Origin of the sequence: Pelomicrobium sp., from assembly GCF_036803785.1 — a bacterium.
Lineage (GTDB): Bacteria > Pseudomonadota > Gammaproteobacteria > Burkholderiales > UBA6910 > Pelomicrobium.
Genome location: NZ_DAIRTR010000005.1, coordinates 1 through 21,371 on the forward strand (window position 1 = coordinate 1; position 21,371 = coordinate 21,371).

Genomic DNA, 21,371 nt, shown 5'->3' on the forward strand with positions numbered 1-21,371 from the left:
GTTCCAATCGCAAGAGCGCGAAACCTGCGAATCCCGCGAATCCCCAACACTTGTCGGGCATCCATGGAATGCTATGGAATGCGACGCGTGCGAACATCCCCCTCTGTTTCGCAGCGCTCGCACCCATTCGCATCGCTCGAACCGCCAGTAGCGGCGCGGCATTTCGCGTCATTCGCAGGATTCGCAGCCCCATCACTCGGCGACCTGACGATGACCATACCATTTTGAACCGCCACCAGCTTGACTTCTGCCAAGCGATCGAGCGCGGCATCGCGTCGGCTCTTGCTCCGCAAGGCGCCAGGTCCCACACGCAGGATGTCGCCCGGCTTGATCGGCCTTCCGTGAGTTAGTAGCCACTGATACAGGGTCACGGCATCCGTGATCACAGTATCGACATGCCCACTCTCTAATGCAGCCTGCCAGCTGCGCATCGAATGGCGCACCAGCCGGATGGCGCGCGCGACGGTTTCGGCATCGACGACATCCGAACCGGAAAATACCGTCTGCACACCGGCAATGCGCGCCGCAAGCTCGGCACCGCGCAGACCGAACGCCTCGATGGGTTGCCAGTTCCCGAGTCGGGCACGCTGCTCGCACTCCTCGAAAAATTCCCCGAGCACTTTAGCGGCATCATGAGAGCACTCAAGTACCGAAAGTTTGTCATTGTCATCCTGAAGCGGCATGTGCAAGAGTTCCTCGCAGCGACGCCAATAGGCGACGATAGCCCGCGACGATTCTGCGTGGAATGGCCGATATTTTCGTGGTTGAAGTGGATCCGGCCAAGCCAACAGGAAACGCGCCCAGAAACCGATGCCATGAAGCGCAGTGTCGGCCATGACCTCCGAAACCGCAGCCGGCTGCACCATGAGATGGATCGACAACCTAGGGCCAAACTTCTCGAACCGGCCGGACCCAGCCCTCGCCACAGAAAGTCCGGCGCCGTCCCAGAGGCTGCATAGCGCCGCCGCAGTCTTGCCGCGGTTTTCCAAAGTCATGGCATGCCCGACCAGCATCGTCGCCGCCTCAGTGGAAAAAATACCTTGCGATGACACCCCTTTCTCGAAAGCCAGCCTCAGCCCTTCTGCCGTAATGTCCTTGGTCACGCGATAGGGCTCTGGCGGCGGCGTATCGTCTTTGCCGAGCCGTGCCAGCGCTTGTCGATAGGTCTTCGTCGCACTCCGCTGCCATTCGCGGATCGCGTGAAAGGCAATACTATCGGCGGAATCCTTGCCATCCCCGGATTTCGCAATGCTCAGCGCATATAAGCTGAGCGGCTTGGCTCTGCCATCCGCACCCCTAACGTTCGCCACGCCCTGTGCCAGCAACGCCGCTGCGGCGAGCACTGACTGGCCAGCCAGCGCCGGACTGCACTGTATGCCATCGGCAATTTCGCGCGCCGCAGCGGCCAGAGGCCCGAGCGCATCGATGGGATAGTGGCCGTCAGCCGCCTTTTTTGGCGCCAGTAACTCACGCGCACGCTCAATGGACTGGGTGATCTTGTTCTTTGGCATGGTATCACCTCGCCGGCACCCGGCTCTCGATCCAGGCCTCGACCTCGTGATACAGCCAGCCAACCGCCCGCCTGCCGAGCCTGATCGGTGGCGGAAAAAGACCTCGCTTGACGAGCTCATAGATGGTAGACCGAGCCAGTCCCGTGAGCTCCTCTACTTGACGACGCCGTAGAACGGTAAATGGTGAATACTCTTTGGTCATGTTTTCCCCTCATCGGTGCGAAATTACATGACCTGGTATTCAATACCACACGCCCCCCAAAAACGCGGGTCAAAAGCGCACAAATCTGCACTGTTTCGACAAAGGCCGCCGGATTCCGGATAATTCCGCGTCAGAGACACGACTGCTCGCCAGGAAAGACCGATGCCGACCAAGGAGAGCGTCCCGACATTCACCGTCATCGACGGCGGCAAGACCGGGCTCGATCGCAAGAAGTGGCTGCTCTTCAACCAGCCATGGGCGCTTTCGCTGGAGGAATTCGATCAGGTGGCGAAGCTTTGCGGACTGAGACGGGCCGAGGAATTCGATTTGATGCTCGAGCGTGTGCGCCACCGGGCGCGCCACGACATCGAGGCCCGCTACCTCCTCGCCGTGCTCGAAGGTAGAAAGGAGGAAGCCGAGCGCCTGGGCAAGCAGCTGGAACGGCGCAATGCCCTGGGGCTACGGCTCATCGAGAAAGGGGCCGAACCGCGAGGTGCAAGCGCCTCTCATGACGACGACAGGGACGCTCGCGCATAGCCATCGGGCAGGAGCCGCCCCGTTTTAGGCCACTTCCGCTTTTCAGGGCACAGCGCCGAGGAAGGCATTCAGTTTCTCGGCAATGCGCTTGCGCCTTTCCTGCAAAAACGCCTTGTAGTGGGCGACCTCGAGCAAATCGGGTTCGAGCGGGATGGCTTGCGCCGAAAAGGGTGCTTCCCCCACTTGCTTCAGCAAGGGCGGGAGGTAGTCCTTCGGTGCCTTGTCGCTGATCGCGCGGTTGGTCTTGCCGCCGATGAAGGCCAGGTTGGCGATGTCGTCGGCCTCGCGTGCGGGGTAGTGGCTTTTTTTCAGTACTGCCTTGGGAAAGATGTGGTGGAACTGCAGGCGATGCTGGTTGCCCGAATGATCCAGGGCGATCGCCAGCTGACTGTGCCAGTCACGGGCGCCAGCAGCGCGGAAGGCCAGGAACATGGTCTTGAACAGGGCGCTGCGCTGGTTGCGGCCTTCCAGCTCCTCGGCCGTGATCTCGAGGCGGCCGACCTGCTGGCGCAGCCGATCGACCAACGCATCGACCCCGCTGCCTTGGCGGATGGTCGCCAGATCCTGATCCAGCAAAGTTTCGCTGGAACCACGGGAAAACCGTCCCTTGGCGTTGGCGATCAAGGCCCAGTATCGCAATTGACGCGCCTCATCGGCACCGAGCCTATAGTTGCGGATATGTCCGAAGTAGGCCAGCACCACCAGCAGGAAGGGCGATGACAGCAGGGCTGGGCTATCGATGCCCAGGTTGCTGCGCGCGAAGTTGATGGCGAAGTTCATGCCCTCGCAGGCTTCTTCCCAGGCGTTTTGCAGAACATCCGCAGACAGGCCGCCCACCGCCTGGAAGCGCGACTGCCCTGTGGCAAAAGCCATGAGATTTTTCAGATGCAAGCCGAGATCGAGCTCGAAACCGGTCTTGGCACAAGCGCTCTGGAAATCGAGAAAGGTCTGCAAGGAGTGCCGCCACTTGGCGGTGATTTGCGCCAGAGCGAGATCCGAGCTGCGGAGCTTTGCCCCCAGAGAATTGACCCGGACGAAGATTTCGGTCACTTCGTCGTAGGAAAGTGTTCGCTCCAGCACGTCCATACGATAGACGTATTTGCGGATGCCGCGCAGCCGGGCCAGCCGCTGGCTGTACTTCTCGTAGCGCGGATCGTCGAAACTCGTGACGCCGGCACGCTTGAGGAAAGGCGCGTCGCTGTCGGTCTTGAACACCTCCGTGACCTTCACCCATTGTGGCAATTGTTCAAGCTTCTTGTTGGCGACGACGAAAGCCATCTGGTTGAACCGCTTGACCAATTCGTCTTCGCTCGCATCGGCCTCGTTTTCTGCCGGCGTCTCTTCGTCATCGGGTTCTTCCGCATCGCTGTTGTCTTCCACTTCGGTGACGACCGCCAGCTGATCGGGATGTTCCAGATTGAACAGCAGATCGATCGGGAGGCGGCGACCGCGGACATTGACCGGTTCGCCGCGAATGACGGCCGAAAGCGAGGTCAAACGCTGCTGCCCGTCCAGCAGCAGGCTCGTGCTCTGGTACGGATTGGCGCTTTGGCTGACGGCAAAGTTCTGCAGCGGCACGGCCTCGTCGGTTTCCCACAACAGGATGGCGCCCGATGGGTAGCCGCGATAGAGCGAATCCAGCAGATCCCGCACCCGCGTCGCCCGCCAGACATACTGACGCTGCATTTCCGGCAAGCGCAGCTCCCCGCGTTCGATCATGGACACCAGCTCCTCGACAGTGGCTTCCGCTTTCGCCATTTTGGTCTCCCTTGGCTTTCCAAACTGACCGCGCCTTCCCACGGCGCGCCGGAAATTCTATCGCCTCATGCCAGTGGCGTGCAGTCGGGGCGATGTCGCGCTGCTATACTGAAGCCCGTTTCATAGAACGACATGGAGGAGCGATGGCCATCGAATCGTTGATCGGGCTTATAGTCTTCACCATCGTCTTCGCGGCGATGGGAATCTATGCCAAGAAGCATGAAGCGCGGCCCAGGAAACGGTATCGCCGTCCGCCGGAATAGACCAACCATGGTCGAAATGCGCACCAAAACGCACTGTATACGCCCTTGATCCGGCCATCGCGCGTGCTACGATGCGCAGCGGCTTCGAGTCGCGACACGCGACGACATGTGTGGTAGCTGGCCACCCCAAACAAACAGCATGAAGATGCCGACCGTAGCCATGCTGCGGCGGCAAAAGAAAAGGCCAAGCACTATTTGTTTGGCCCTCACTCAAACGGTCGGCGCGGGCTTTCCGCGGCGCCAGAAAAGCGAGCTTGCGCCATCCCGCTGGCGGGCTCGCACCGAAAAACGTCCTGCCTTTCTCAAAGAGACAGACGGCGTTCGATAATCGCGAAACCCAGGCCCGATCCTGGTTTCCGCCGAGCTGTCATTTCCTGACAGCGCACTAAAACCCCCACCAATACTCTTCCGACATCCGGCAACGGGGGCCGCATCCGTGCGGCCAGCAGGCTGGCAGCCTGCCGTCCACGCGCTGGGTCGGAAAAGGAATAGCAATTCGACGCAGCGCACCGCCGGCCGCCACGCCGGCAGCCATCTCCCGCCGGGCTGACGCCTCTCTCGATGGCGTGCGCCAGCAAGCGGGCCTGAGGCCGCCCGTCACCCTCGCCTCCCAAGGTCGTCGCCGACGACCCGCGCTCCACGCTGCCCAGGCGTCACTGGGTCAACACTCACCACCCGCTGGCGGGAATCGGAGCGTGCCTGGACCCTGGACGAGCGACGTCGCGCCGCCATGCGGACGGTTTCGATTCCCGCCTGGGTGGCCGGCGTCCAGGCATCGGCATCACACCCATGTTCTTTTTTCAGGAGACGCTTATGTACAAATTTCCATCTACCCGCAACTTCGGCTACGGCAAGCAAATCGCCTGGGCTGGCCATCAGGCGCTACGCGCCTACTATGGACAAGGCCACTACGCCACGGTGCAGGCCCACTTTTCGCGCTGGCGTCAGTTCTGCGACTGGCTGCGGGCGTATTACGGCATTCATGATGCGGTCGAGATCAGGCAACATCACCTGAACGAATACGCCCAGCACCTCGCCCAGCAGGTCGAGGAAGAAGTCATGGCCGTGGCCTATGCCCAGAACCTGCTCTCCAGTATCAACACGACCCTCAAAGCCTTGCGCGGCGACGGTCGCTTGCGCATCGACTCGCCATCGAAGCAAGTCGGCCGGCGCAGCCACATCCGGCGCGAGCTGCCGAGCGGGTACGACTGGGAGCAATTCGAGTCCGCCGTCGACGCCCTGGAAAAGGCAAACCTGCTACGCGCATGCGCCGTGGCGCGGCTGTGCCGCACGCTGGGTCTGCGCCTGCGCGAGGCCGTGCTCGGCGACATTCCTCGCTGGCTGCGCGAGCGGGACGAGCGCGGCGAAATCGATGTCCGTGAAGGCACCAAAGGCGGGCGAGGCAAGGAGGTGGCACGCTGGGTGCCGGTCGATGGAGCAGGCGACTACGCGCTCGACTACGCCGACCTTATCCGGCTCGACTTGGATTGCGGCACGAATCTGCTAAAGCCCCACGAGTCCTACGACAGTCTCGTGAACGACGGCGAGATTCACAAGGCCCGGGCCATCCTGCATCGCCATGGCATCAAGGGCTATCACGACCTGCGTGCCGCGTGGGCTTGCGACCGTTACTACGAGCTTGCCTTCCGCCACCCGCCCGTGGTGCTGCAAAACGCGCCATCGGATGAAATGCCCGAGGACGAAGCCGAAGCAACAGAAACCCTGGCCAAGGAGCTGGGGCTGGAGCTTGCCCAGGAGCTCGGCCACAACCGGCTGGATGTGCTGGCCGCCTACATTGGCAGCCATCGCCGCTGAGGCAGGGCATGGGCGTCGCGATATTGCTGGAGCGCGCCCTGCCCGGCGCGAAGGCCTCGATCCGCGGCCACATCGAGCGTGGCGAGCGCCTCGCCCGAGCGATCCAGGAACGCTTCGGCGTGCGGGAACCCCGGCAGTGGCGGGCCAAGCACCTGCGCTGGGCGCTGGAGCGCTGGGCGAGCGGGCTTTCGGAAAGCAGCCGCTACGACTACTGGCGCACGGCGCGGGCCTTGGCTTCCGCCCTGGGCCGCTGGCCGGACTGGGAGCCGCATCTGCGGGGACCTTGGCAGCGGCGGGGGAAGGGGGGGCGGCCGGCCAAGCTGGCGAGAGCAGGAATGCGCTCCCGGCGTGAGGCCGAGCCGAGATAGCGTCTCGTCCTGACGGAAAGGGCGCAGCCCGAGGGGTTGTGCCCTTTCAGCGTACCGCCTGCGCACGGAATGCCGCCATGGGTCCGGATGCGGCACCCGTCAGCACTGTCAGCGCACCGTTACGCGACTGCCGTTGCGTTCTTGGTCAGGTCGTCCAAGCGCTTACTTACGCCGCAGCGCCCGCCTGAGGCGGCGCGGGCGGCCTGCCGCCCGGATGGTAGGTCACGTCGAACACCATGTCCGCCAGCCAGCGCTTGAAGTCCGGGTTATCGGAAAACTGCTTGAACAGCTCCGTGTGGTCGTCGAGCAGCTCCAGCACCACGCGGTGAAGCGCCCTGTCATGCTCCAGCCTGGCGTTCTGCCGGCCCGAGTGGGCCTGCGCGTTCTGGTAAGCGCGGTCCTGGGCGACGCGCGCCGGGATCTCTTCGGTGACGACCTTGCGGATCTTGTCGGCATCATGCCACTCGATGTTGCCGAACAAGTCGTTGAACTCCCGAATGATGTTCGACAGGCGGTCCAGTTCCGGCTCGCCGCTGCCTTCACCACCTCCTGGCGGTGGGGGTTCGACGAAGGCATCCGCGTCGTCCATGGCCATGCGCATCGTGGCCTGCGCTTGCACGCGATAGCTGTCCATGTCGATGCACTCCAGCACACCCTTGGACAGGTCCTCCTCCTTGGGCGCGGGCAGCTTCGGGATCAGGAAGTTGAGGAAGATCGACAGCTTCTCCCAGGCCGGGTGCCCGTAGGGCAGGATGGCCGAAAGGAACGAATAGCTACGCACGAAGGCCTTCGCCTTGCCCTTGAACTTCACCTGATCATCCTCGGCGAGCTTTTCGACGTACTCTGCGACGCAGGCGTCGAGGATCGGGTCGAGCCGGTCGCGCTCGGCGCCGCCCAGGTATTGCGCGACGAGGTCTTCCACCTGCTGCCAGCTATAGACCTGCTGGGCGTCCAGATCGCCCTTCAGGTCGTGCAGCTTGTTCGGGTCGGTCTCGCCCACCTGGATGGTGGCGCGGTAGTACTCCTGGAAGGCTGCTTTCACCGCCTCCGCGTTGTCAGCGAAGTCGAGCACGAAGGTGTCGTACTTTTGCGGATGCGCACGATTCAGGCGCGAGAGCGTCTGCACTGCCAGCACGCCAGCGAGCGGCTTGTCCACGTACATGGTGTGCAGCAGCGGCTCGTCGAAACCGGTGACGAACTTGTTGGCGACGATCAGGAAGCGATACGGGTCTTGTTTGAACCTGGCGGGAATGTCCTTGCTCGGAAAGCCGTTCAGATCGGCCTCGGTCTTTTTCTCGCCGCCCACCTCGAACTCGCCGGAGTAGGCCACGATGGCCTTGTAGGGGCTCTTGATCTCGCAAAGGTAGTCGGACACCTCGCGGAAGTAGTCGATGGCCCGGGCGATGCCGTTGCAGACGATCATCGCGCGTGCCTTGCCGCCAATCTTCTTGGCGCCGATCACCTGCTCGATGAAGTGATCGACCATGATCTCCGCCTTGCGGCGAATGGCCTTGTCGTGGGATTCCACATAGCGCCGGATTTTTTTGAGCGCCTTGGCCTTGTCCACAAACGGGTCGTGCTCGACGGTCTTGGCCACGTGGTAGAAGCTCGCCACCGGCGTGTAGTGGGCAATCACGTCGAGGATGAAGCCCTCCTGGATCGCCTGCTTGGTGGTGTAGGTCAGTTCCTCGGGCGAACGGAACTGCACCGTGTCGCCGACGACCTGGCGCTCGCCGAACAACTCCAGCGTCTTGGCCTTGGGCGTGGCCGTGAAGGCGTAATAGCTGGCGTTGGCCAGCATCCGGCGGGATTCGATCAAGGCATTGACCTTGTCCTCGACCGATTCCTCCTCTTCCTCCTCGGCGCCTGCCGCCGCCTGTCCGGACAAGGCCAGATGCATCTTGGCCGTGGTCTTGCCGCCCTGGCTGGAGTGCGCCTCGTCGATCAAGAGCGCGAACTTCCTGTCGCCGAGGTCCCCCAGTTCGTCCAGGATGAACGGGAACTTCTGCACCGTGGTGACGATGATCTTCTTGCCCCGACGCAAGAAGGCGCGCAGCTCCTCGGCGCTTTCCGAATGGCCGTAGATCGAGGTCACATGGTCGTAGGCGCGGATGGTGCGGGCGATCTGCGCATCCAGCGCACGGCGGTCGGTGATGACGATGACCGAGTCGAACTGCGCCTGTGTGTCGTCCGTCGCCGTCTTCAGCTCCACCAGCTGGTGGGCCAGCCAGGCAATGGTGTTGCTCTTGCCGCTGCCGGCCGAATGCTGGATCAGGTAGCGCTTGCCGACACCGTCCGCTTGGCTGCGCCGCAACAGGGCGCGCACCGTGCGAAGTTGGTGGTACCGGGGAAAGATCTGCTTGCGCGTCTTGCGCTTGCGGCCATTGGCGTCTTCCGTTTCTTCCTCAATCAGCTGCGCATAGTTTTCGATGATGTCGGCCAGCGATTCCCTGGCCAGCACCTCTTTCCACAGATAGTCGGTTTTCAGGCCCTTGGGGTTGGGCGGGTTGCCCGCACCGCCGTTGTAGCCCTGGTTGAAGGGCAGAAACCACGACGTCTTGCCGGTCAAGTGGGTGCAGAAACGCACCTCGGCATCGTCCACCGCCAGATGGGCGATGCAGCGGCCGAGTTGAAACAGCAGCTCGCCCGGGTTGCGGTCGGTTTGGTACTGCACCACGGCATCCGCCACGGTCTGTTTGGTCAGCGAGTTCTTCAGCTCGAAGGTGAGCACCGGCAGGCCGTTGATGAAGATCACCATGTCCAGCGCGCGCTGGGCTTCGTCGTTGCTATAGCGCAGCTGCCGCGTGACGCTGAAGATGTTCTTGCCAAAGGCCTCGGCGGCGGCCGCGTTGCCCGGCGTGGGCAGCATCTTGTAGAGATCGACATGCACCGGGCCGTGGCTCACCCCTTTGCGCAACACGTCCACCACCCCGCGCTTGCTGATTTCACCTTGCAGCCGGTGCAGGAACTGGGTGCGCTGGATGCCTTCGGCATCCAGGTTCAAGGTTTCGACCACCTTCGGCTGTGTCGCCCTGAGGAACGTGAGCAACTGGGTCACGTCCAGCGCCAGATCGCGGTTGTAGTCCGCGGCATGACCCTGAACGTAGCCGCTGGCGACCAGTTCGCGCACGATCAGCGCTTCGAGACCTTTCTCGCTGGTGTCAGTCACGCTCATGGGGTTGCCCCTTCGCGTCCGGCTTGGGGGCTGCCCAGCGGAAGCTCACTTTCAATGCATTGAGGGGCGACGCGTACGGAACGATCCCCTCATGCTGCAAGCGTCCTACCACGATCCCCGGGTGAATCGAGAGTTCACTGGCGAAGGCGCGAATCGCTGCGACATGGCTACCCAGCTTGGCCAAGCGCTGCCGATACTGCGGAGGGATCAGGAAATCCGCCGCCCACTGATTAGCCTCATGCTCGCAGGCATCCGTGCTTGTGCCGCCGTCAGGATCGTCAAGGAACACGGCTTTACGGCCTTGCGCCGACGTTCCGTGCAAGAGAATGTGCGCCGCCTCGTGAAAGAACGTGAACCAGAAACGATCGTTGGTTTTGCCGTAGAGGGAAAGCTGGATCAACGGCCGCGAAGGCGTTAGCCACCGCGCCACCCCCGAGACGTGCGTCCGGGGGATGGCCGGCACCAAGGCTAGCGTCACCCCCGCATCGCGCAGCAACCGCTTCATTTGCGGTTCGAACACCTCAGGTGGCTGCGTCGTCAGGTGGCGAATTTCCCCTAGGGCCTTTTCGAAACGCGCGAGGTCGAACTTGGGGGCCTCCCAGCCCTCAGCCTGCTTTTCGCCTAGACGCAGCCAGGCTGCAATGGCCGCCAGATCGCTTTGCTCGGTGCGACTGCGGCGGTATTGCGCTTTTAACTCCTTTACGTAAATGGCCTGCCACTCTTCGGGTGAGGCAACACCAAAGAACCGCAAGCACGCCTCGACCAGCGCCGGCTTGTTCTTCTCCACCAGCCGCGCTTTGGAGACAACACCTTGCGCCATCAGCTCCTTGATGGGCAGCCTATCCAGCCAGTCCACCCACCCCGCGCAGCGCTGGGCGAACTGCTGGCGTTCCAGTCGCTCGCGATAAGTCGCTTCCTTGCGCAACCAGAAGCCCGCCGTGCTGCCCAAGACGCGCTCCAGCCGCGAGGCCGTGTCTTCGGTGATGGCCGCCTTGCCGTTGATGAGCTGGCTCACATGCTTTTCGGTGTACCCAAGCCGCCGGGCAAACTCGGCTTGGGTCCAGCCGCGCTCCTCCAGCACATCGGCGATGGTGTCGCCGGGCGGGGAAACCCAGTCCGGCGCGAACGGTGCATCCAGATCAGTCATGGTAGTCCCCGATGAATTCGATACAGACAATGGTCACGGCCCGCCAGTTGATGCCGCCGTCGGCATGGCGTGGCACCGGGTCATTGGCGGGCGAAAACGTCAACCGCCGGCCACCCGCCAGATTGACCGCGTACTCTCCGGCCCGGTCGCCCGTCAGGGGATGGGGGTTGCCCGCCGGCAGCTCGTACACATTTGCGGCGTGCTCCAGGTCATCCAAACGGGCCCGCAACTTGCGGGCGCAGGCATCGCCCAGCTTTTTCACAGCGGCATCCCGGCTTTCGCACAGCAAGCGCACCTTCTTGTCCCGGAAGCGGATCTCCAACGCGGTTCTCCATCTTAGCACAGTCTTTACCAAATTGGTAAAGCTCTCTCTCCCGACCAGCCTCTGGCCGGCCGCTCAGCCAAGGCCAGCGCGCCGCTGAACCCCGCTCACTCACCTCCATCGCCAAGCTCATCCTCACGCAGCTCGGTCTCGTCGTCGCCGAGCACGGCCAGTTCCTCATCGCTCGCCACATCGTCCGGGCCGGGCCGCCAGCCGCGCACGTCGATCTGACCGGTAACCACATCGGCAATCAGGCGGTCGCGGTACTCGCGGATCAGCTTGATTTCCTCTTCGGAGCGGGTGATGGCGTCGTCCAGCGGTGTACTCTCACTCTTGATGTGCGCAACGATGGATTGCTGCTCATCCACGGTCGATGGCAACGCCACAAGGAAGCGTCCCAGCACCGTTTCTGCGATGGCTGGATACGCGATGCCGATGGAGTTCGCCGTCACCCGGTTCACAAAGCTGCTGCTCTGGATGACATAACCGAGGTACTCCGGCTCCACGCCTTTACCGGGCGTGAGCACTGCGAAGCCGGTGGAAGCGATCAGGTCATCTGCGTCTTCATCGACATACCAGATGGCCCTCAGGTATGTCCGTACCGTCGAGATGATGGTGTCCCCCCGGCGTAGAACTCGACGCGCTCGCGACGGTGCGGCCTCGAAACGGATGTGCTCAAGTTCCTTCACCAGACGGCCGGTCTTTACCGAGCCGATGTCCACGTAGCGAAACTCAAAATCCGGATCGGTCTTTTCGCTCAGCGTGCGGGCATTGATCCGCACCCAGCGCTTCAGTGGCTTTACTTCCCAATGCTCCGGCACCTCGCCCAGCCATTCGATGCCGGAGGGCTTGAGGCGGACGTTGGGGTCAAGCCCGCGCGTGACGGCGTGGTCGATGATGGTGAGCTTCTGTTCGGTCAGCAGCTTGATGAGCTCGCGCTTGGCCAAGATGTACCGGGCGATGTGCGCGTCCTGCGCGCGCAGGTAGGCGACGATCTGGTCTTGCTCGGCGCGCGGCGGCACCAGGGACGGCATTTGCTTGAACGACTCCCAATAGAGCCGATTGCGGTCCGCCACGATGCCACGCGAATACTTGTTGACCTCGCGCATGTAGGCGCTGGTCCGAAACAAATAGCTGAAGTATGCAGAGTTGGCTTCCGGGTACGGCTTGACCACCACGTAGGCCGGACTGACCAGTCCATCGACCGGAACCGGGCCGACGGCGCCTTGCCACATGCGCATCATGTTGTAGGCAATGTCTCCCTCGGCTGCGCGCTTGTATTTCTCCTTCTGGCTCATGACCTGCTTGCGTTTCAGGTTCTCCATGTCCCTGACCCGAACGCCGGTGCGCAGCGATACCTCCAGGATAGGTAAGTCGGGAAAGCCAGTCTCCACGCGGTGGCTAAAGAGCCGGCCATTGCGGAGCACTTGCCAGCCTTCGGGGATCTTTGGAACCCAAGGAAGGCCTGAGTCTCGGTAGCTCGGATAAGCGCCTCCCCCCACCATCACGCCCCTCCCACGATCTTGCTTAGCAAACCTTCGGTCTGCCGCTCCAGCGCGAGGATGTCGGCGCGAATCTCCTCCAGCGAGCGCAGCGGCGCGGGCTTGTAGAAGTAGCGGGCAAAGGAGATCTCGTAGCCGATTTTGGTGGCCTCACGCGCGATCCAGGCGTCCGGCGCGTGGGGCAGCACCTCACGCCGGAAGAAGGCATCGATGCCGCCGGGCTCTTTCAGCGGCACCTGCTCGGTATCGCGCAAGTCGGTGTCGGGCTCGTACTCGACCAGGAACCGGTCTTTGCCCACCACCTCGAGGTACACGCCGTCGAGCCCCGGCTCGAAGGGCTCGTCCTTTTTCAGCTTGGTGCGCTTGGCAATCACCGGTGGCGCCGTTTCGTCACGCCAGCTCACGGCCTTGAAGATGGCCTTCTTTTCGGCGGCGGCGAGCTTCTTGCCGTGCTTGGCCATGGCCGCCTCGAAGCGGGCGCGGAACTCGTTGTGGTCGTCGAACACGCCGTCGCCGAGTTCCTGCTGCGCGATCAGTGCCAGATCGATGAGGGTCTTGTCGCGTTGCCAGGTGGCGGCATCGAGCAGCTTTTTGCGCCGCTTTTCGGGCACGGCCTTGCGGGCGGGCGCGCCTTCGTCCTCGCCCTCCGGCGTGTCTTCGTCGTCCCCGGCATCGCCCTTCAACCACGCTTCGATCTCGGGCTTGAGTCTGGCGAATTCGGTGTAGAGCCGCTCGCCATACCGGGCCCAGATTTCTGCACGCAAGGCTTCGTCGCCGCTGGCAAAGCGCAAGGATTCGATGGCGCGGCGGGTGAGCTGGCTTTTGAGCCGCAGCGGGCGTTCGACGGTGATCTTCCAGTAGCCGAAGTCGGCGTTGTCGAGCCACTTGCACTCGGGGGTGTTCTGCGGTTGCCCGAGGTAGAGGTCGAGGATGCGTTGGATGTCAGCCTCGGACAGCTCGCAGTTCTTCTTGCCGAGGTTGCGGCGCAGCGGCTGAAACCAACGGGTGGCGTCGATGAGCTGCACGCGGCCCTTGCGGTGCTCGGGCTTGCGGTTGGCGAGCACCCAGACGTAGGTGGCGATGCCGGTGTTGTAGAAGATGTTGAGCGGCAGCGCGATGATGGCTTCCAGCCAGTCGTTCTCCAGCACCCAGCGCCGGATGTTGCTCTCGCCCTGGCCGGCATCGCCCGTGAACAGGGCCGAGCCGTTGTGAACGATGGCGATGCGGCTGCCCAGGGGCGAGTGCTGCTTCATCTTCTGCAGCTTGTTCACCAGGAACATGAGCTGCCCGTCGCTGGAGCGGGTGATGAGCTTGAACTCCGGGTCGCCGCCGTGGCTGACGATGAAGCGCGGGTCGTTGAACCCCTGCTTGCCGCCCATGCGCTCGAAATCGGTCTTCCAGCTCTTGCCGTAGGGCGGGTTGGAGATCATGAAGTCGAACTCGCGGGAGCGGAACTGGTCGTTGGACAGGGTGGATTTGTCCGCACCGCCGACGATGTGCTCGGCCTCGTCGCCTTCGCCCTTGAGCAGCAGGTCGGCCTTGCAGATGGCGTAGGTCTCGGGGTTGATCTCCTGCCCGAACAGGTGGATGGAAACCTCCTTGCCGAGTTCCTCGGCCAGCTCCCGCAAGGTCTCCTCGGCGACGGTCAACATGCCCCCCGTGCCGCAGGCGCCGTCGTAGAGCAGGTAGGTGCCAGACTGGATCTGGTTGGCCACCGGCATGAACATCAGCTTGGCCATGAGCCTGACGACATCCCGCGGCGTGAAGTGCTCACCGGCCTCCTCGTTGTTTTCCTCGTTGAAGCGGCGGATCAGTTCTTCAAACACGGTGCCCATGCCGTGGTTGTCCAGCGCGGGCAGCTTGATGCGGCCGTCCGCGTCCTTGACCGGCAGTGGCGACAGGTTGATCTCGGGGTCGAGAAAGTCCTCGATCAAGTACCCCAGGACGTGCGCATCAACCAACGTCTGGATCTGGTCGCGGAACTTGAATTTGGTGAGGATCTCCTGGACGTTCGGTGAGAAGCCATCGAGGTAGGCGATGAAGTCCTCCCGCAAACGCTGGCCCTGGCTGCTAGCCTTGAGCTTGGCGAGTGTGAATTCAGAGACGTTGTAGAACGCCTGCCCCGCGGCCATCCGCAAAGCCCCGTCCTGCTCGGCGACGTTGTTCTTGTCGAGGAAGCGCTTGCGCTCCAGCACCTTCTGCTTGGTCTCCTCGAGCACGGCGTCAAGACGCCGAAGCACGGTAAAGGGCAGGATGACGTCGCGGTACTTGCCGCGCACATAGACATCGCGCAGGCGGTTGTCGGCGATGTTCCAAATGAAGTCGGCGATCCACTTGAGTTGGCTTTGGTCTTGTGGCTTCTTCTGCATGGGTCGATCCTGGTTCATGCCGGCGGTGTAGTCGTCGCGGCGGCTTTATCCGGGCAAATGGGCGTCGATCCCTCACCGCATGGGCTTCATCGATGCTACCATCTTCGTGGCTCATTTGACGAGCCAGTCATCCGGGAGGAAGCCATGAACCGCACCGAGCGCTTCTACAAGATCGACCAGCTTCTCCACGAGCGGCGCGTGGTGCCGCTGGAGGTATTCCTCGAAGCGCTGTCGGTTTCGCGCGCCACCTTCAAGCGCGACCTCGAATACCTGCGCGACCGGCTCCATGCCCCCATCGTCTGGGACCGGGAAGCGGGCGGCTACCGCTTCGCCGCCGATGCGCCCAGCGGCCCGGCTTATGAACTGCCGGGGCTGTGGTTCTCGGCAAGCGAACTCTATGCGCTCTTGGCGGCGCAGAAGCTGCTTGCCGAGCTGGAGCCGGGGATCCTGGCCGCCCACATCGCGCCCTTGCAGGCGCGGCTGGCGGCGCTGCTGGAAACCGGCGGCCATCCGGCCGAAGAGATTCAGCGTCGCGTGCGCCTGCTCTCGATGGCCAAACGCGCGGTCGAGCCGGGCTGCTTTGCCGCAGTCGCCAAGTCGCTGATGGAACGCCGCCGGCTGGAAATCGACGCCTACAGCCGCGCGCGCGACGAGGTCAACACCCGCATCGTCTCGCCGCAGCGACTGGTGCATTACCGCGACAACTGGTATCTCGACGCCTACTGCCACTGGCGGCGGGCCTTGCGCACTTTCGCGCTGGACACCCTGCGGCGCGTCAGGCCGCTCGACCAGCAAGCCCGCGAAGTGGCCGATGCGACGCTCGACCGCCATCTCGCCTCGGCCTATGGCATCTTCGCCGGCCGGCCCAAGGGGCGTGCGGTGCTGCGCTTTTCGCCCGAACGCGCCCGCTGGGTGCGCGACGAGCGTTGGCACAGGGATCAAGCGGGCGAGATGCTGCCCGATGGCAGCTGGCGGCTGACCGTGCCCTATGCCGACGAGCGGGAGCTGGTCATGGACATCCTGCGCCATGGCCGGCATGTGATCGTGGAAGCGCCGGGATCCTTGCGCCGGCGCGTGGCCGAGGAGGCGGCAGCGATCGCCAGTCGTTACGCGACCAAGGTCTGAGCCGCTAGGCTCACGATGTGAGCCATACCCTCCGGCATCATGGCGCGGTTCATTCGCACGAAAGGCCACCATGATCACCGACTTTATCCTCGCTCTCTGGGCCGGCTGGGCCACGCAAAGCTTTGGCGTCTTCGTGCTCGTGCTGCTGCTGGGCGTTTTCTTCTGGCGCCACGACCGGCCTTTTTCCAGTGGTGTCCTCAGGCTCGCCCTCATCGCCCTGGGCATCTCCGCCCTGTTCTCGCTCTTCGGCGGTGGGGATGATTGCGACTGCGATCTGTAGCCCTGCGAACGGGGAGGTTCTTTACCGGCCTTTGCCCGGAAGGAGACTGCGCTACCGACGGGTGTCTGGCCGTAGTCCGATGGGCATGATTCAGCGCCTCTTGCCGGATGGTTTCATGACCCGATCGACCTCCGCCTCAATGGCTGCGCGCAGATCGAGCCAACGATCCCACAGATATTCGATCTCTTCCCATTGTGCTCGGATGTCAGTAGGTGATACGAGCGTCATCAGCGCGTCGTAAGCCCGGCAGATGCGGGTGCGTGCCCGGATGGCGCGTGGATCGAACAGGATGGCCGCGTACCGCGCGAGAAGCTCTCCCCGCTCGGCGAACGACCAGATGCAGCGCGTCGTCTCGAAGTTCTCCCGCGCCCGGTCCAGGCTCAGAACGCCATTGGGCCCGCCCCAGACTTCATGCGCGTACGGGTCGTCCTGACCATCGTCTTCCCAACAGCACAGGCTGCAATAGTCGTAGCCGTTGCGCTCGCGCAGCGTCGGATAGCCGCAGGCGGGGCAGGGCACGTGGCCGTGGCAGTGATCAGGATGCGCCTCGAAAAACCCGCGCCGGCGAGCGTAAGCCGTGCCCTGCCAGCGCGGCGAGGGCTCCCAGTAGCCGGAGAATTTTTCCAGCACCGGCATCACGCCTTCTCCTGTAAGCACGCTTCGATCACGAATTCCACCCGCCGCCAGGGTTCGGTCTCGAAATCGACTTCGAGAATGCGCGCAGCCAGTTTCTCGCCGACCATCAGCCGCGCGGCGATGTCGGCGTTCTCGGGGCGCGGCACGTAGCCGAGCTTGACGCCTTGCCAGTCGATGCGCACGGCGAGCGGATCGTGCGGGTTGTCGCGCTCGAGAACCAGGTCGAGCGCATCGCCCGCCGTGAATGCGTCCTCGACCTGCGGCCCTTGGTGGTATTGGTAACCCGCCACATGGGCGATCAGGAGCGTCTCGGGCTCGGCCCGCTGCTCACCCAGCCAGTCGAGCGCCTGGATGAGCTGCCGCTCGGATTTGGCATCCAGCCAAGCCAGCCGCTGCCGCGCGTGGGCCTTGGCCTGCCAAAGCTGCACCTCGATGCGTCCGCGCGCTTCCAGCGCCGCCCAGCGCGCATCCCGCCGCTCAGGAGCGTTCAGAGCCGACTCCACCCGCCGCGCCCAGGCTTCCATCTCGGGGCTGACCTCGCGGTTCGTCGGCCCACGCAGCTGCACGAGGTGGTAGGCCGTGTCGTACTCGACGTCCTCGCTCAGGCGCGGACGGTATTCGGCGGTGGCCTGCTCGCCCCGGCGCGCAAGGTGAAAGAGCCGTGTGCCGGCGACCGAGTCCTCCCAGTAACGCGGGCTGCCCGCGCAGTGGTGCATGCGCTGCCCTTCGTAGAGCAGCATCGTCGGCGTGACGAGCTCGACGGCTTCCCAGCCGTCTTCTTCCAGCCGGCCCAGCACTTCTGGCAGGTGAAGATCGGGCAGGTAGTCCTCCTTCTCCGGCCAGGGGCGCTGCCGATGCCAGCGGACCGAGGCATCGAGCAGGCCCAACAGCCCATGGCAGGCCACCCAGGCGGCGGCGAGGCGATGGATCTTGGGCCCATAGCGCCGAGCGAGGAGGGTGGCCGCCCGCCCGCGCGCGGCGGCCAGGAAGTCGTCGCAATCGGCCAGCGCCGTGTGGAGGTTGCCGTGGCGCTTGGCCGCTGCCTCCCAGGTGAGGTTCCAGCCCAGCCGAAAGGCGCCGCGGTGCACTTCGGGCACAGGCGGGGTGCTGGCGCGCTGCGCGTCGTCATCCTCATCCGCCACCGCGCCGATGAGCTGCAAATAGCCCGTCAGGTACGGCAACCAGCGCTCGAACGCCGCCACATCCGGGCGCTGGTTGTCGGGCAAGGCGTCGAGCACGGCAAGGCAGGCCCGCCGACGGGCCGCTTCGCGCCCTCCCCAGAAGGCGGCATTGACCGGCGCGCGCACGAGTCCGCGCGAGATGCCCCAGTGCGCGGCGAGCGCCCCGGCGAGATCCCGCCCCGCATCGATGGCTGCTTCCACGGCCACGTCCTTGTCACGCCAGGCGTGGCGCTTGCCATCGAAGACATTGGGCGAGTGATGCAGCGTCAAGAGCACCGGCGCCACCAGCGCCGGAAAGCGCATCAGCGCCTGCATGCGCCGCTCGCGCAAGAGCGGCGGCAGGGTGGCGAGCCGGTTGTAGTTGCGCACCGAGGCAAAGAAAACCTTCGGCGCGGGCTGCGGCGCCCGGCCATCGTGCCGGGTGACGGCCGGCGGCGTGGGCTCGCGCTCGAGCCACAGCAGCAGCCGCATCGCTTCGGCATCCAGCGTGGCGGCAAAGCGCTGGAAGTCGGCATCGAACCAGAACCCCGCATGCCAGCGCGAAGGATTGGGCAGCGCCGGCGCGGCATAGAGCACCTGCACAAAGCCCACGTCGGGAAGTTCCAGCTGGTAACGGTGGCCGCCGGCGTCGTCGGCAAGCGCCGCGACAATGGGCGCGATCACCGCATCCTCACCCAGCCGCGCTTGGCCTAGCCGCAGGGCGAGCACCCGGCCATCGGAGAGCGACAGCCACAGGCGCGGGTATTCATCCTCCGGCGCGAAGGTCCGCCCGGGCAACCACAGCCGCGCGCGCACGGCAGGCAGCGGCGCGGCGAACGTCGGCGCTGGCGGGACGGCAGGGGCATAGGAGACGAAATCTTCCATGCCCGCGATGATGCGGCGGACGGTGGCTCATGGTGTGAGCCTGACTTGCGTGTCAGCACGAAGGTGACAGCGGGCAGAGTTGCTTAGCCCATTTGCACCCCATAGGCCGCAAATGCAATCCGTCCGAGATGATCGTGGCGCAAAAAATTCATGCGAATGACGCGCAGCCGTAGCCGCTCGCCGATCTCCAATTTTGTGTGCAGGTCGTACGCACCATCCCATACATGGCCGATGCGCTGGCCCTGCCATGCGGCGGCCAATTTCCAGGGCAGATCAGCGGGGTCTTGATAGACCTCCAGCGGCTCTCCTTCGCGCAGTGTGCGCAACGCCTCCGGATTCTGGGTAAATACCGTGCCGATGACGCACACCGTCTCGCCGGGCCTGCGCCAGCGTTCTGCCGCCGCACGCAGCGAAGCACGTACACCGGGATGGTCAGGCAGCGGCTCGTCGGGCGTGAGCAGATAGGGTACGCCGCGTTGGCTGTCGAGATCGAAAGCTAGCACGTAGAGTCGGTCGCCCGGAAGAAAACCTGGGGCAAAGCCCATTTCCACGCGTAACGGGCCGTGTGCCCGCGTACGCACGCGCAGGATCGCCGGCGGCGGAAAGTAGCGGCCATTGGCCAGCGCGCGCGCTTGCAGATCGGCATACCACCCGGCAAACCAGCGGCGCTTGCGCATGAAGAAAAGGGTTGTGCCTTCGCACGGGCAACCCAGAATGGCGGCAGGGTCGGCAAAATCGATCCAGGCCTCGCCCCCCGGCCCGGGGAAGAACGCATAGAGCTGCTCGAACCCGATGTCGAAGGTTTGATGAATCTGCACCACCTGCGCGAGTTCACTGAGCAGGTGGCGGATGGCTTTCAGCGGCGGCGTGACGGCTTCGATATAGAGCGGCTGGCCGCGCAGGCATTGCCCGGCTTGCATGCGCAACTGACGCGCGCGGCGGCGTGTGGATTTCTGCAACGCTCCTCGGCGCTGGAACGTCCAATTCGGCGGGAACGCATAGGGTCCGGTCAGTCCCGTCGAAGCGCAGCCAATGACATCAGGCCACGTGCTCACTCGTCACTCCCCCAAGCATGACCGATCCACAACCCCAGCAGCAACGGCCAAACCCAGTGCGTGGGTTGTTTTGTGACGGCAGCCGTCTGCGTGCATTCAGTTTTGATTTGCGCTTCCGCAGCGCGTATTTCGGCGAGGTGATTTACTGCGAACTGCCGCTCTAAAGGCGTCAAGCCCGCGCCCACAATGAATGCAGAGACCAAGGCGAGCAAGGCCGCCGCAAGCGGGATGATCAAGACGAAGGAGCCGAGCAGCCACAAAAGCACGGCCAGGATCAGCGCGACGATGAACATCTGACCCTCGATCAGCCACTGCCAGAGCATGATCCACAGCGGCGCGCTGAAAATCCAGAGCAGCCAGTGGTCCACGAAAACTTCGGCGATGTAGGTCCCCAGTCCTTCCGCCGACCATTCGGGCTTCTTGGGCGTTGCTGGCGCAGAGGCAAGGGGACGCGCCGCGGGACGGGTGGGCAGGGGAATGACGGGCGCAAGCCTTGTTGGGGAACGACGTTTTTCCCGTTGCTTGCGCAGGCTGCGGCCCTGCCACCAAGCGAACGGGTTGCTCAGCGCCCACGAGCGCGCTTGCGGCCGCCGGCGCCACGGGCGGTTCAAAAGCCTGCGCAAACCCCATTCGATGGCCATTGAAACGGTAGCCAATGGGGCCAAAAACCACCAGGGAAAGCGCAACAACGCCGCTGCCGCCACGCCCACGCTGACGACGAACACCGCCGCCAGCAACGAGGCCAGAAGCGCCAGCCACAGCGGTTCTTGAGGCATGGTGTCGAGGTAGGCGAGCGTGACGATGCCGATGGCGAGCACGAGCCAGCCCTGCACATGGGCACGGTAGCGGTGGCGCAGGAAGTCGCGCCAATAGGGTTGAGATTGCCTCATTTGAGATGACACAAATCGAGCAGCTCGCCATCGCCGCCGTAAAGCAAATACTCGCCCTCGCCCAGGTCGATCACATAACGCGCCGGATTGCGAAAGCGCGCGCCGTGGCGACGGATGAGCTCGGGAATCTCGGCATCATCGATGGACAGCACCACCTCGCCCGCCCAATCCTCGTTCAGAATCGGAAAACGTCCATCGGCGGTCCTCGGCGGTGGCGCCGCCATGGGTGCGACGGCAGGCGCCGGGCGCGAGCGCTCCTGCAGCCACAGCAGGATACCGATCAAGAGGCCCACCCCAAGCAGCCAGGGATGGCGCGCCAGCCCGATCGATACCGGGAAGAATCCGACCCATTTGAGCATAAGGGCATTGTG

Annotated in this window: 18 protein-coding genes; 5 read left to right on the forward strand and 13 right to left on the reverse strand. The window is 63.8% G+C overall.

Annotation, left to right across the window (positions count from 1 at the left end; all coding sequences use genetic code 11):
* Window positions 1-71 precede the first annotated feature (71 nt).
* Window positions 72-1,511: a DUF3987 domain-containing protein gene (locus V7Q81_RS01195; protein ID WP_333839551.1), complete on the reverse strand. Its 1,440-nt coding sequence runs from the start codon at window positions 1,509-1,511 to the stop codon at window positions 72-74.
* 4 nt (window positions 1,512-1,515) lie between these two features.
* Entirely contained in the window at window positions 1,516-1,713 is a 198-nt protein-coding gene (locus tag V7Q81_RS01200) for a helix-turn-helix transcriptional regulator (protein WP_333839554.1), read from the reverse strand.
* Window positions 1,714-1,875: 162 nt separating this feature from the next.
* Here V7Q81_RS01200 and V7Q81_RS01205 point away from each other — a divergent pair, with 162 nt between their 5' ends.
* Entirely contained in the window at window positions 1,876-2,250 is a 375-nt protein-coding gene (locus V7Q81_RS01205) for a hypothetical protein (protein ID WP_333839556.1), read from the forward strand.
* Between the two features lie 42 nt (window positions 2,251-2,292).
* Here V7Q81_RS01205 and V7Q81_RS01210 read toward each other — a convergent pair whose 3' ends face one another.
* The gene (locus tag V7Q81_RS01210; RefSeq protein ID WP_333839559.1) at window positions 2,293-4,008 is read right to left on the reverse strand and encodes a GmrSD restriction endonuclease domain-containing protein; all 1,716 of its coding nucleotides are present in this window, start codon (window positions 4,006-4,008) and stop codon (window positions 2,293-2,295) included.
* Between the two features lie 1,076 nt (window positions 4,009-5,084).
* Here V7Q81_RS01210 and V7Q81_RS01215 point away from each other — a divergent pair.
* Both V7Q81_RS01215 and V7Q81_RS01220 read left to right on the forward strand, forming a co-directional pair.
* Window positions 5,085-6,086 (forward strand): integrase domain-containing protein, encoded by a 1,002-nt coding sequence (locus V7Q81_RS01215; protein WP_333839561.1) that lies wholly within the window; start codon window positions 5,085-5,087, stop codon window positions 6,084-6,086.
* 8 nt (window positions 6,087-6,094) lie between these two features.
* Complete coding sequence (locus V7Q81_RS01220; protein ID WP_333839563.1) at window positions 6,095-6,454, forward strand: hypothetical protein; 360 nt, start codon at window positions 6,095-6,097, stop codon at window positions 6,452-6,454.
* Window positions 6,455-6,620: 166 nt separating this feature from the next.
* Here V7Q81_RS01220 and V7Q81_RS01225 read toward each other — a convergent pair whose 3' ends face one another.
* The 5 genes from V7Q81_RS01225 to V7Q81_RS01245 form a co-directional block, all read right to left on the reverse strand.
* Window positions 6,621-9,629: a type I restriction endonuclease subunit R gene (locus tag V7Q81_RS01225; RefSeq protein ID WP_333839564.1), complete on the reverse strand. Its 3,009-nt coding sequence runs from the start codon at window positions 9,627-9,629 to the stop codon at window positions 6,621-6,623.
* Window positions 9,616-10,776: a HigA family addiction module antitoxin gene (locus V7Q81_RS01230; protein WP_333839568.1), complete on the reverse strand. Its 1,161-nt coding sequence runs from the start codon at window positions 10,774-10,776 to the stop codon at window positions 9,616-9,618. The genes V7Q81_RS01225 and V7Q81_RS01230 overlap by 14 nt, the downstream gene beginning before the upstream one ends.
* Window positions 10,769-11,098 (reverse strand): type II toxin-antitoxin system RelE/ParE family toxin, encoded by a 330-nt coding sequence (locus V7Q81_RS01235; protein ID WP_333839571.1) that lies wholly within the window; start codon window positions 11,096-11,098, stop codon window positions 10,769-10,771. The genes V7Q81_RS01230 and V7Q81_RS01235 overlap by 8 nt, the downstream gene beginning before the upstream one ends.
* A 107-nt stretch (window positions 11,099-11,205) precedes the next feature.
* Window positions 11,206-12,525 (reverse strand): restriction endonuclease subunit S, encoded by a 1,320-nt coding sequence (locus V7Q81_RS01240; protein WP_442954728.1) that lies wholly within the window; start codon window positions 12,523-12,525, stop codon window positions 11,206-11,208.
* A gap of 77 nt (window positions 12,526-12,602) precedes the next feature.
* Window positions 12,603-14,969: a type I restriction-modification system subunit M gene (locus V7Q81_RS01245; protein WP_333839576.1), complete on the reverse strand. Its 2,367-nt coding sequence runs from the start codon at window positions 14,967-14,969 to the stop codon at window positions 12,603-12,605.
* A gap of 144 nt (window positions 14,970-15,113) precedes the next feature.
* Here V7Q81_RS01245 and V7Q81_RS01250 point away from each other — a divergent pair, with 144 nt between their 5' ends.
* Window positions 15,114-16,094: a helix-turn-helix transcriptional regulator gene (locus V7Q81_RS01250; RefSeq protein WP_333839579.1), complete on the forward strand. Its 981-nt coding sequence runs from the start codon at window positions 15,114-15,116 to the stop codon at window positions 16,092-16,094.
* A 70-nt stretch (window positions 16,095-16,164) separates the two neighbouring features.
* Entirely contained in the window at window positions 16,165-16,374 is a 210-nt protein-coding gene (locus tag V7Q81_RS01255; protein WP_333839582.1) for a hypothetical protein, read from the forward strand.
* Between the two features lie 90 nt (window positions 16,375-16,464).
* Here the strand turns inward: V7Q81_RS01255 and V7Q81_RS01260 are convergent, their stop codons facing one another.
* The 5 genes from V7Q81_RS01260 to V7Q81_RS01280 all read right to left on the reverse strand — a co-directional run bounded on the left by V7Q81_RS01260 (window position 16,465) and on the right by V7Q81_RS01280 (window position 21,359).
* A complete protein-coding gene (locus V7Q81_RS01260; protein ID WP_333839584.1) occupies window positions 16,465-17,010 on the reverse strand; it encodes a CPCC family cysteine-rich protein in 546 nt (181 codons plus the stop codon).
* Window positions 17,010-19,055: an HIRAN domain-containing protein gene (locus tag V7Q81_RS01265; RefSeq protein WP_333839585.1), complete on the reverse strand. Its 2,046-nt coding sequence runs from the start codon at window positions 19,053-19,055 to the stop codon at window positions 17,010-17,012. The genes V7Q81_RS01260 and V7Q81_RS01265 overlap by 1 nt, the downstream gene beginning before the upstream one ends.
* A gap of 83 nt (window positions 19,056-19,138) precedes the next feature.
* The gene (locus tag V7Q81_RS01270; protein WP_333839587.1) at window positions 19,139-20,110 is read right to left on the reverse strand and encodes a hypothetical protein; all 972 of its coding nucleotides are present in this window, start codon (window positions 20,108-20,110) and stop codon (window positions 19,139-19,141) included.
* The gene (locus V7Q81_RS01275) at window positions 20,107-21,000 is read right to left on the reverse strand and encodes a hypothetical protein (protein ID WP_333839589.1); all 894 of its coding nucleotides are present in this window, start codon (window positions 20,998-21,000) and stop codon (window positions 20,107-20,109) included. Before V7Q81_RS01275 ends, V7Q81_RS01270 begins: the two co-directional genes overlap by 4 nt.
* On the reverse strand, window positions 20,997-21,359 hold the full coding sequence (locus V7Q81_RS01280; RefSeq protein ID WP_333839590.1) for a hypothetical protein: 363 nt from the start codon (window positions 21,357-21,359) through the stop codon (window positions 20,997-20,999). The genes V7Q81_RS01275 and V7Q81_RS01280 overlap by 4 nt, the downstream gene beginning before the upstream one ends.
* Between the last annotated feature and the right edge of the window lie 12 nt (window positions 21,360-21,371).

What these genes read in the sequence shown, in the direction of transcription:
- V7Q81_RS01245 (WP_333839576.1), bottom strand. Translation starts at nt 14,969, where the DNA reads ATGCAGAAGAAGCCACAAGACCAAAGCCAACTCAAGTGGATCGCCGAC.
- V7Q81_RS01265 (WP_333839585.1), bottom strand. Translation starts at nt 19,055, where the DNA reads ATGGAAGATTTCGTCTCCTATGCCCCTGCCGTCCCGCCAGCGCCGACG.
- V7Q81_RS01250 (WP_333839579.1), top strand. Translation starts at nt 15,114, where the DNA reads ATGAACCGCACCGAGCGCTTCTACAAGATCGACCAGCTTCTCCACGAG.
- V7Q81_RS01225 (WP_333839564.1), bottom strand. Translation starts at nt 9,629, where the DNA reads ATGAGCGTGACTGACACCAGCGAGAAAGGTCTCGAAGCGCTGATCGTG.
- V7Q81_RS01220 (WP_333839563.1), top strand. Translation starts at nt 6,095, where the DNA reads ATGGGCGTCGCGATATTGCTGGAGCGCGCCCTGCCCGGCGCGAAGGCC.
- V7Q81_RS01205 (WP_333839556.1), top strand. Translation starts at nt 1,876, where the DNA reads ATGCCGACCAAGGAGAGCGTCCCGACATTCACCGTCATCGACGGCGGC.
- V7Q81_RS01230 (WP_333839568.1), bottom strand. Translation starts at nt 10,776, where the DNA reads ATGACTGATCTGGATGCACCGTTCGCGCCGGACTGGGTTTCCCCGCCC.
- V7Q81_RS01260 (WP_333839584.1), bottom strand. Translation starts at nt 17,010, where the DNA reads ATGCCGGTGCTGGAAAAATTCTCCGGCTACTGGGAGCCCTCGCCGCGC.
- V7Q81_RS01275 (WP_333839589.1), bottom strand. Translation starts at nt 21,000, where the DNA reads ATGAGGCAATCTCAACCCTATTGGCGCGACTTCCTGCGCCACCGCTAC.
- V7Q81_RS01195 (WP_333839551.1), bottom strand. Translation starts at nt 1,511, where the DNA reads ATGCCAAAGAACAAGATCACCCAGTCCATTGAGCGTGCGCGTGAGTTA.
- V7Q81_RS01215 (WP_333839561.1), top strand. Translation starts at nt 5,085, where the DNA reads ATGTACAAATTTCCATCTACCCGCAACTTCGGCTACGGCAAGCAAATC.
- V7Q81_RS01210 (WP_333839559.1), bottom strand. Translation starts at nt 4,008, where the DNA reads ATGGCGAAAGCGGAAGCCACTGTCGAGGAGCTGGTGTCCATGATCGAA.
- V7Q81_RS01280 (WP_333839590.1), bottom strand. Translation starts at nt 21,359, where the DNA reads ATGCTCAAATGGGTCGGATTCTTCCCGGTATCGATCGGGCTGGCGCGC.
- V7Q81_RS01200 (WP_333839554.1), bottom strand. Translation starts at nt 1,713, where the DNA reads ATGACCAAAGAGTATTCACCATTTACCGTTCTACGGCGTCGTCAAGTA.
- V7Q81_RS01255 (WP_333839582.1), top strand. Translation starts at nt 16,165, where the DNA reads ATGATCACCGACTTTATCCTCGCTCTCTGGGCCGGCTGGGCCACGCAA.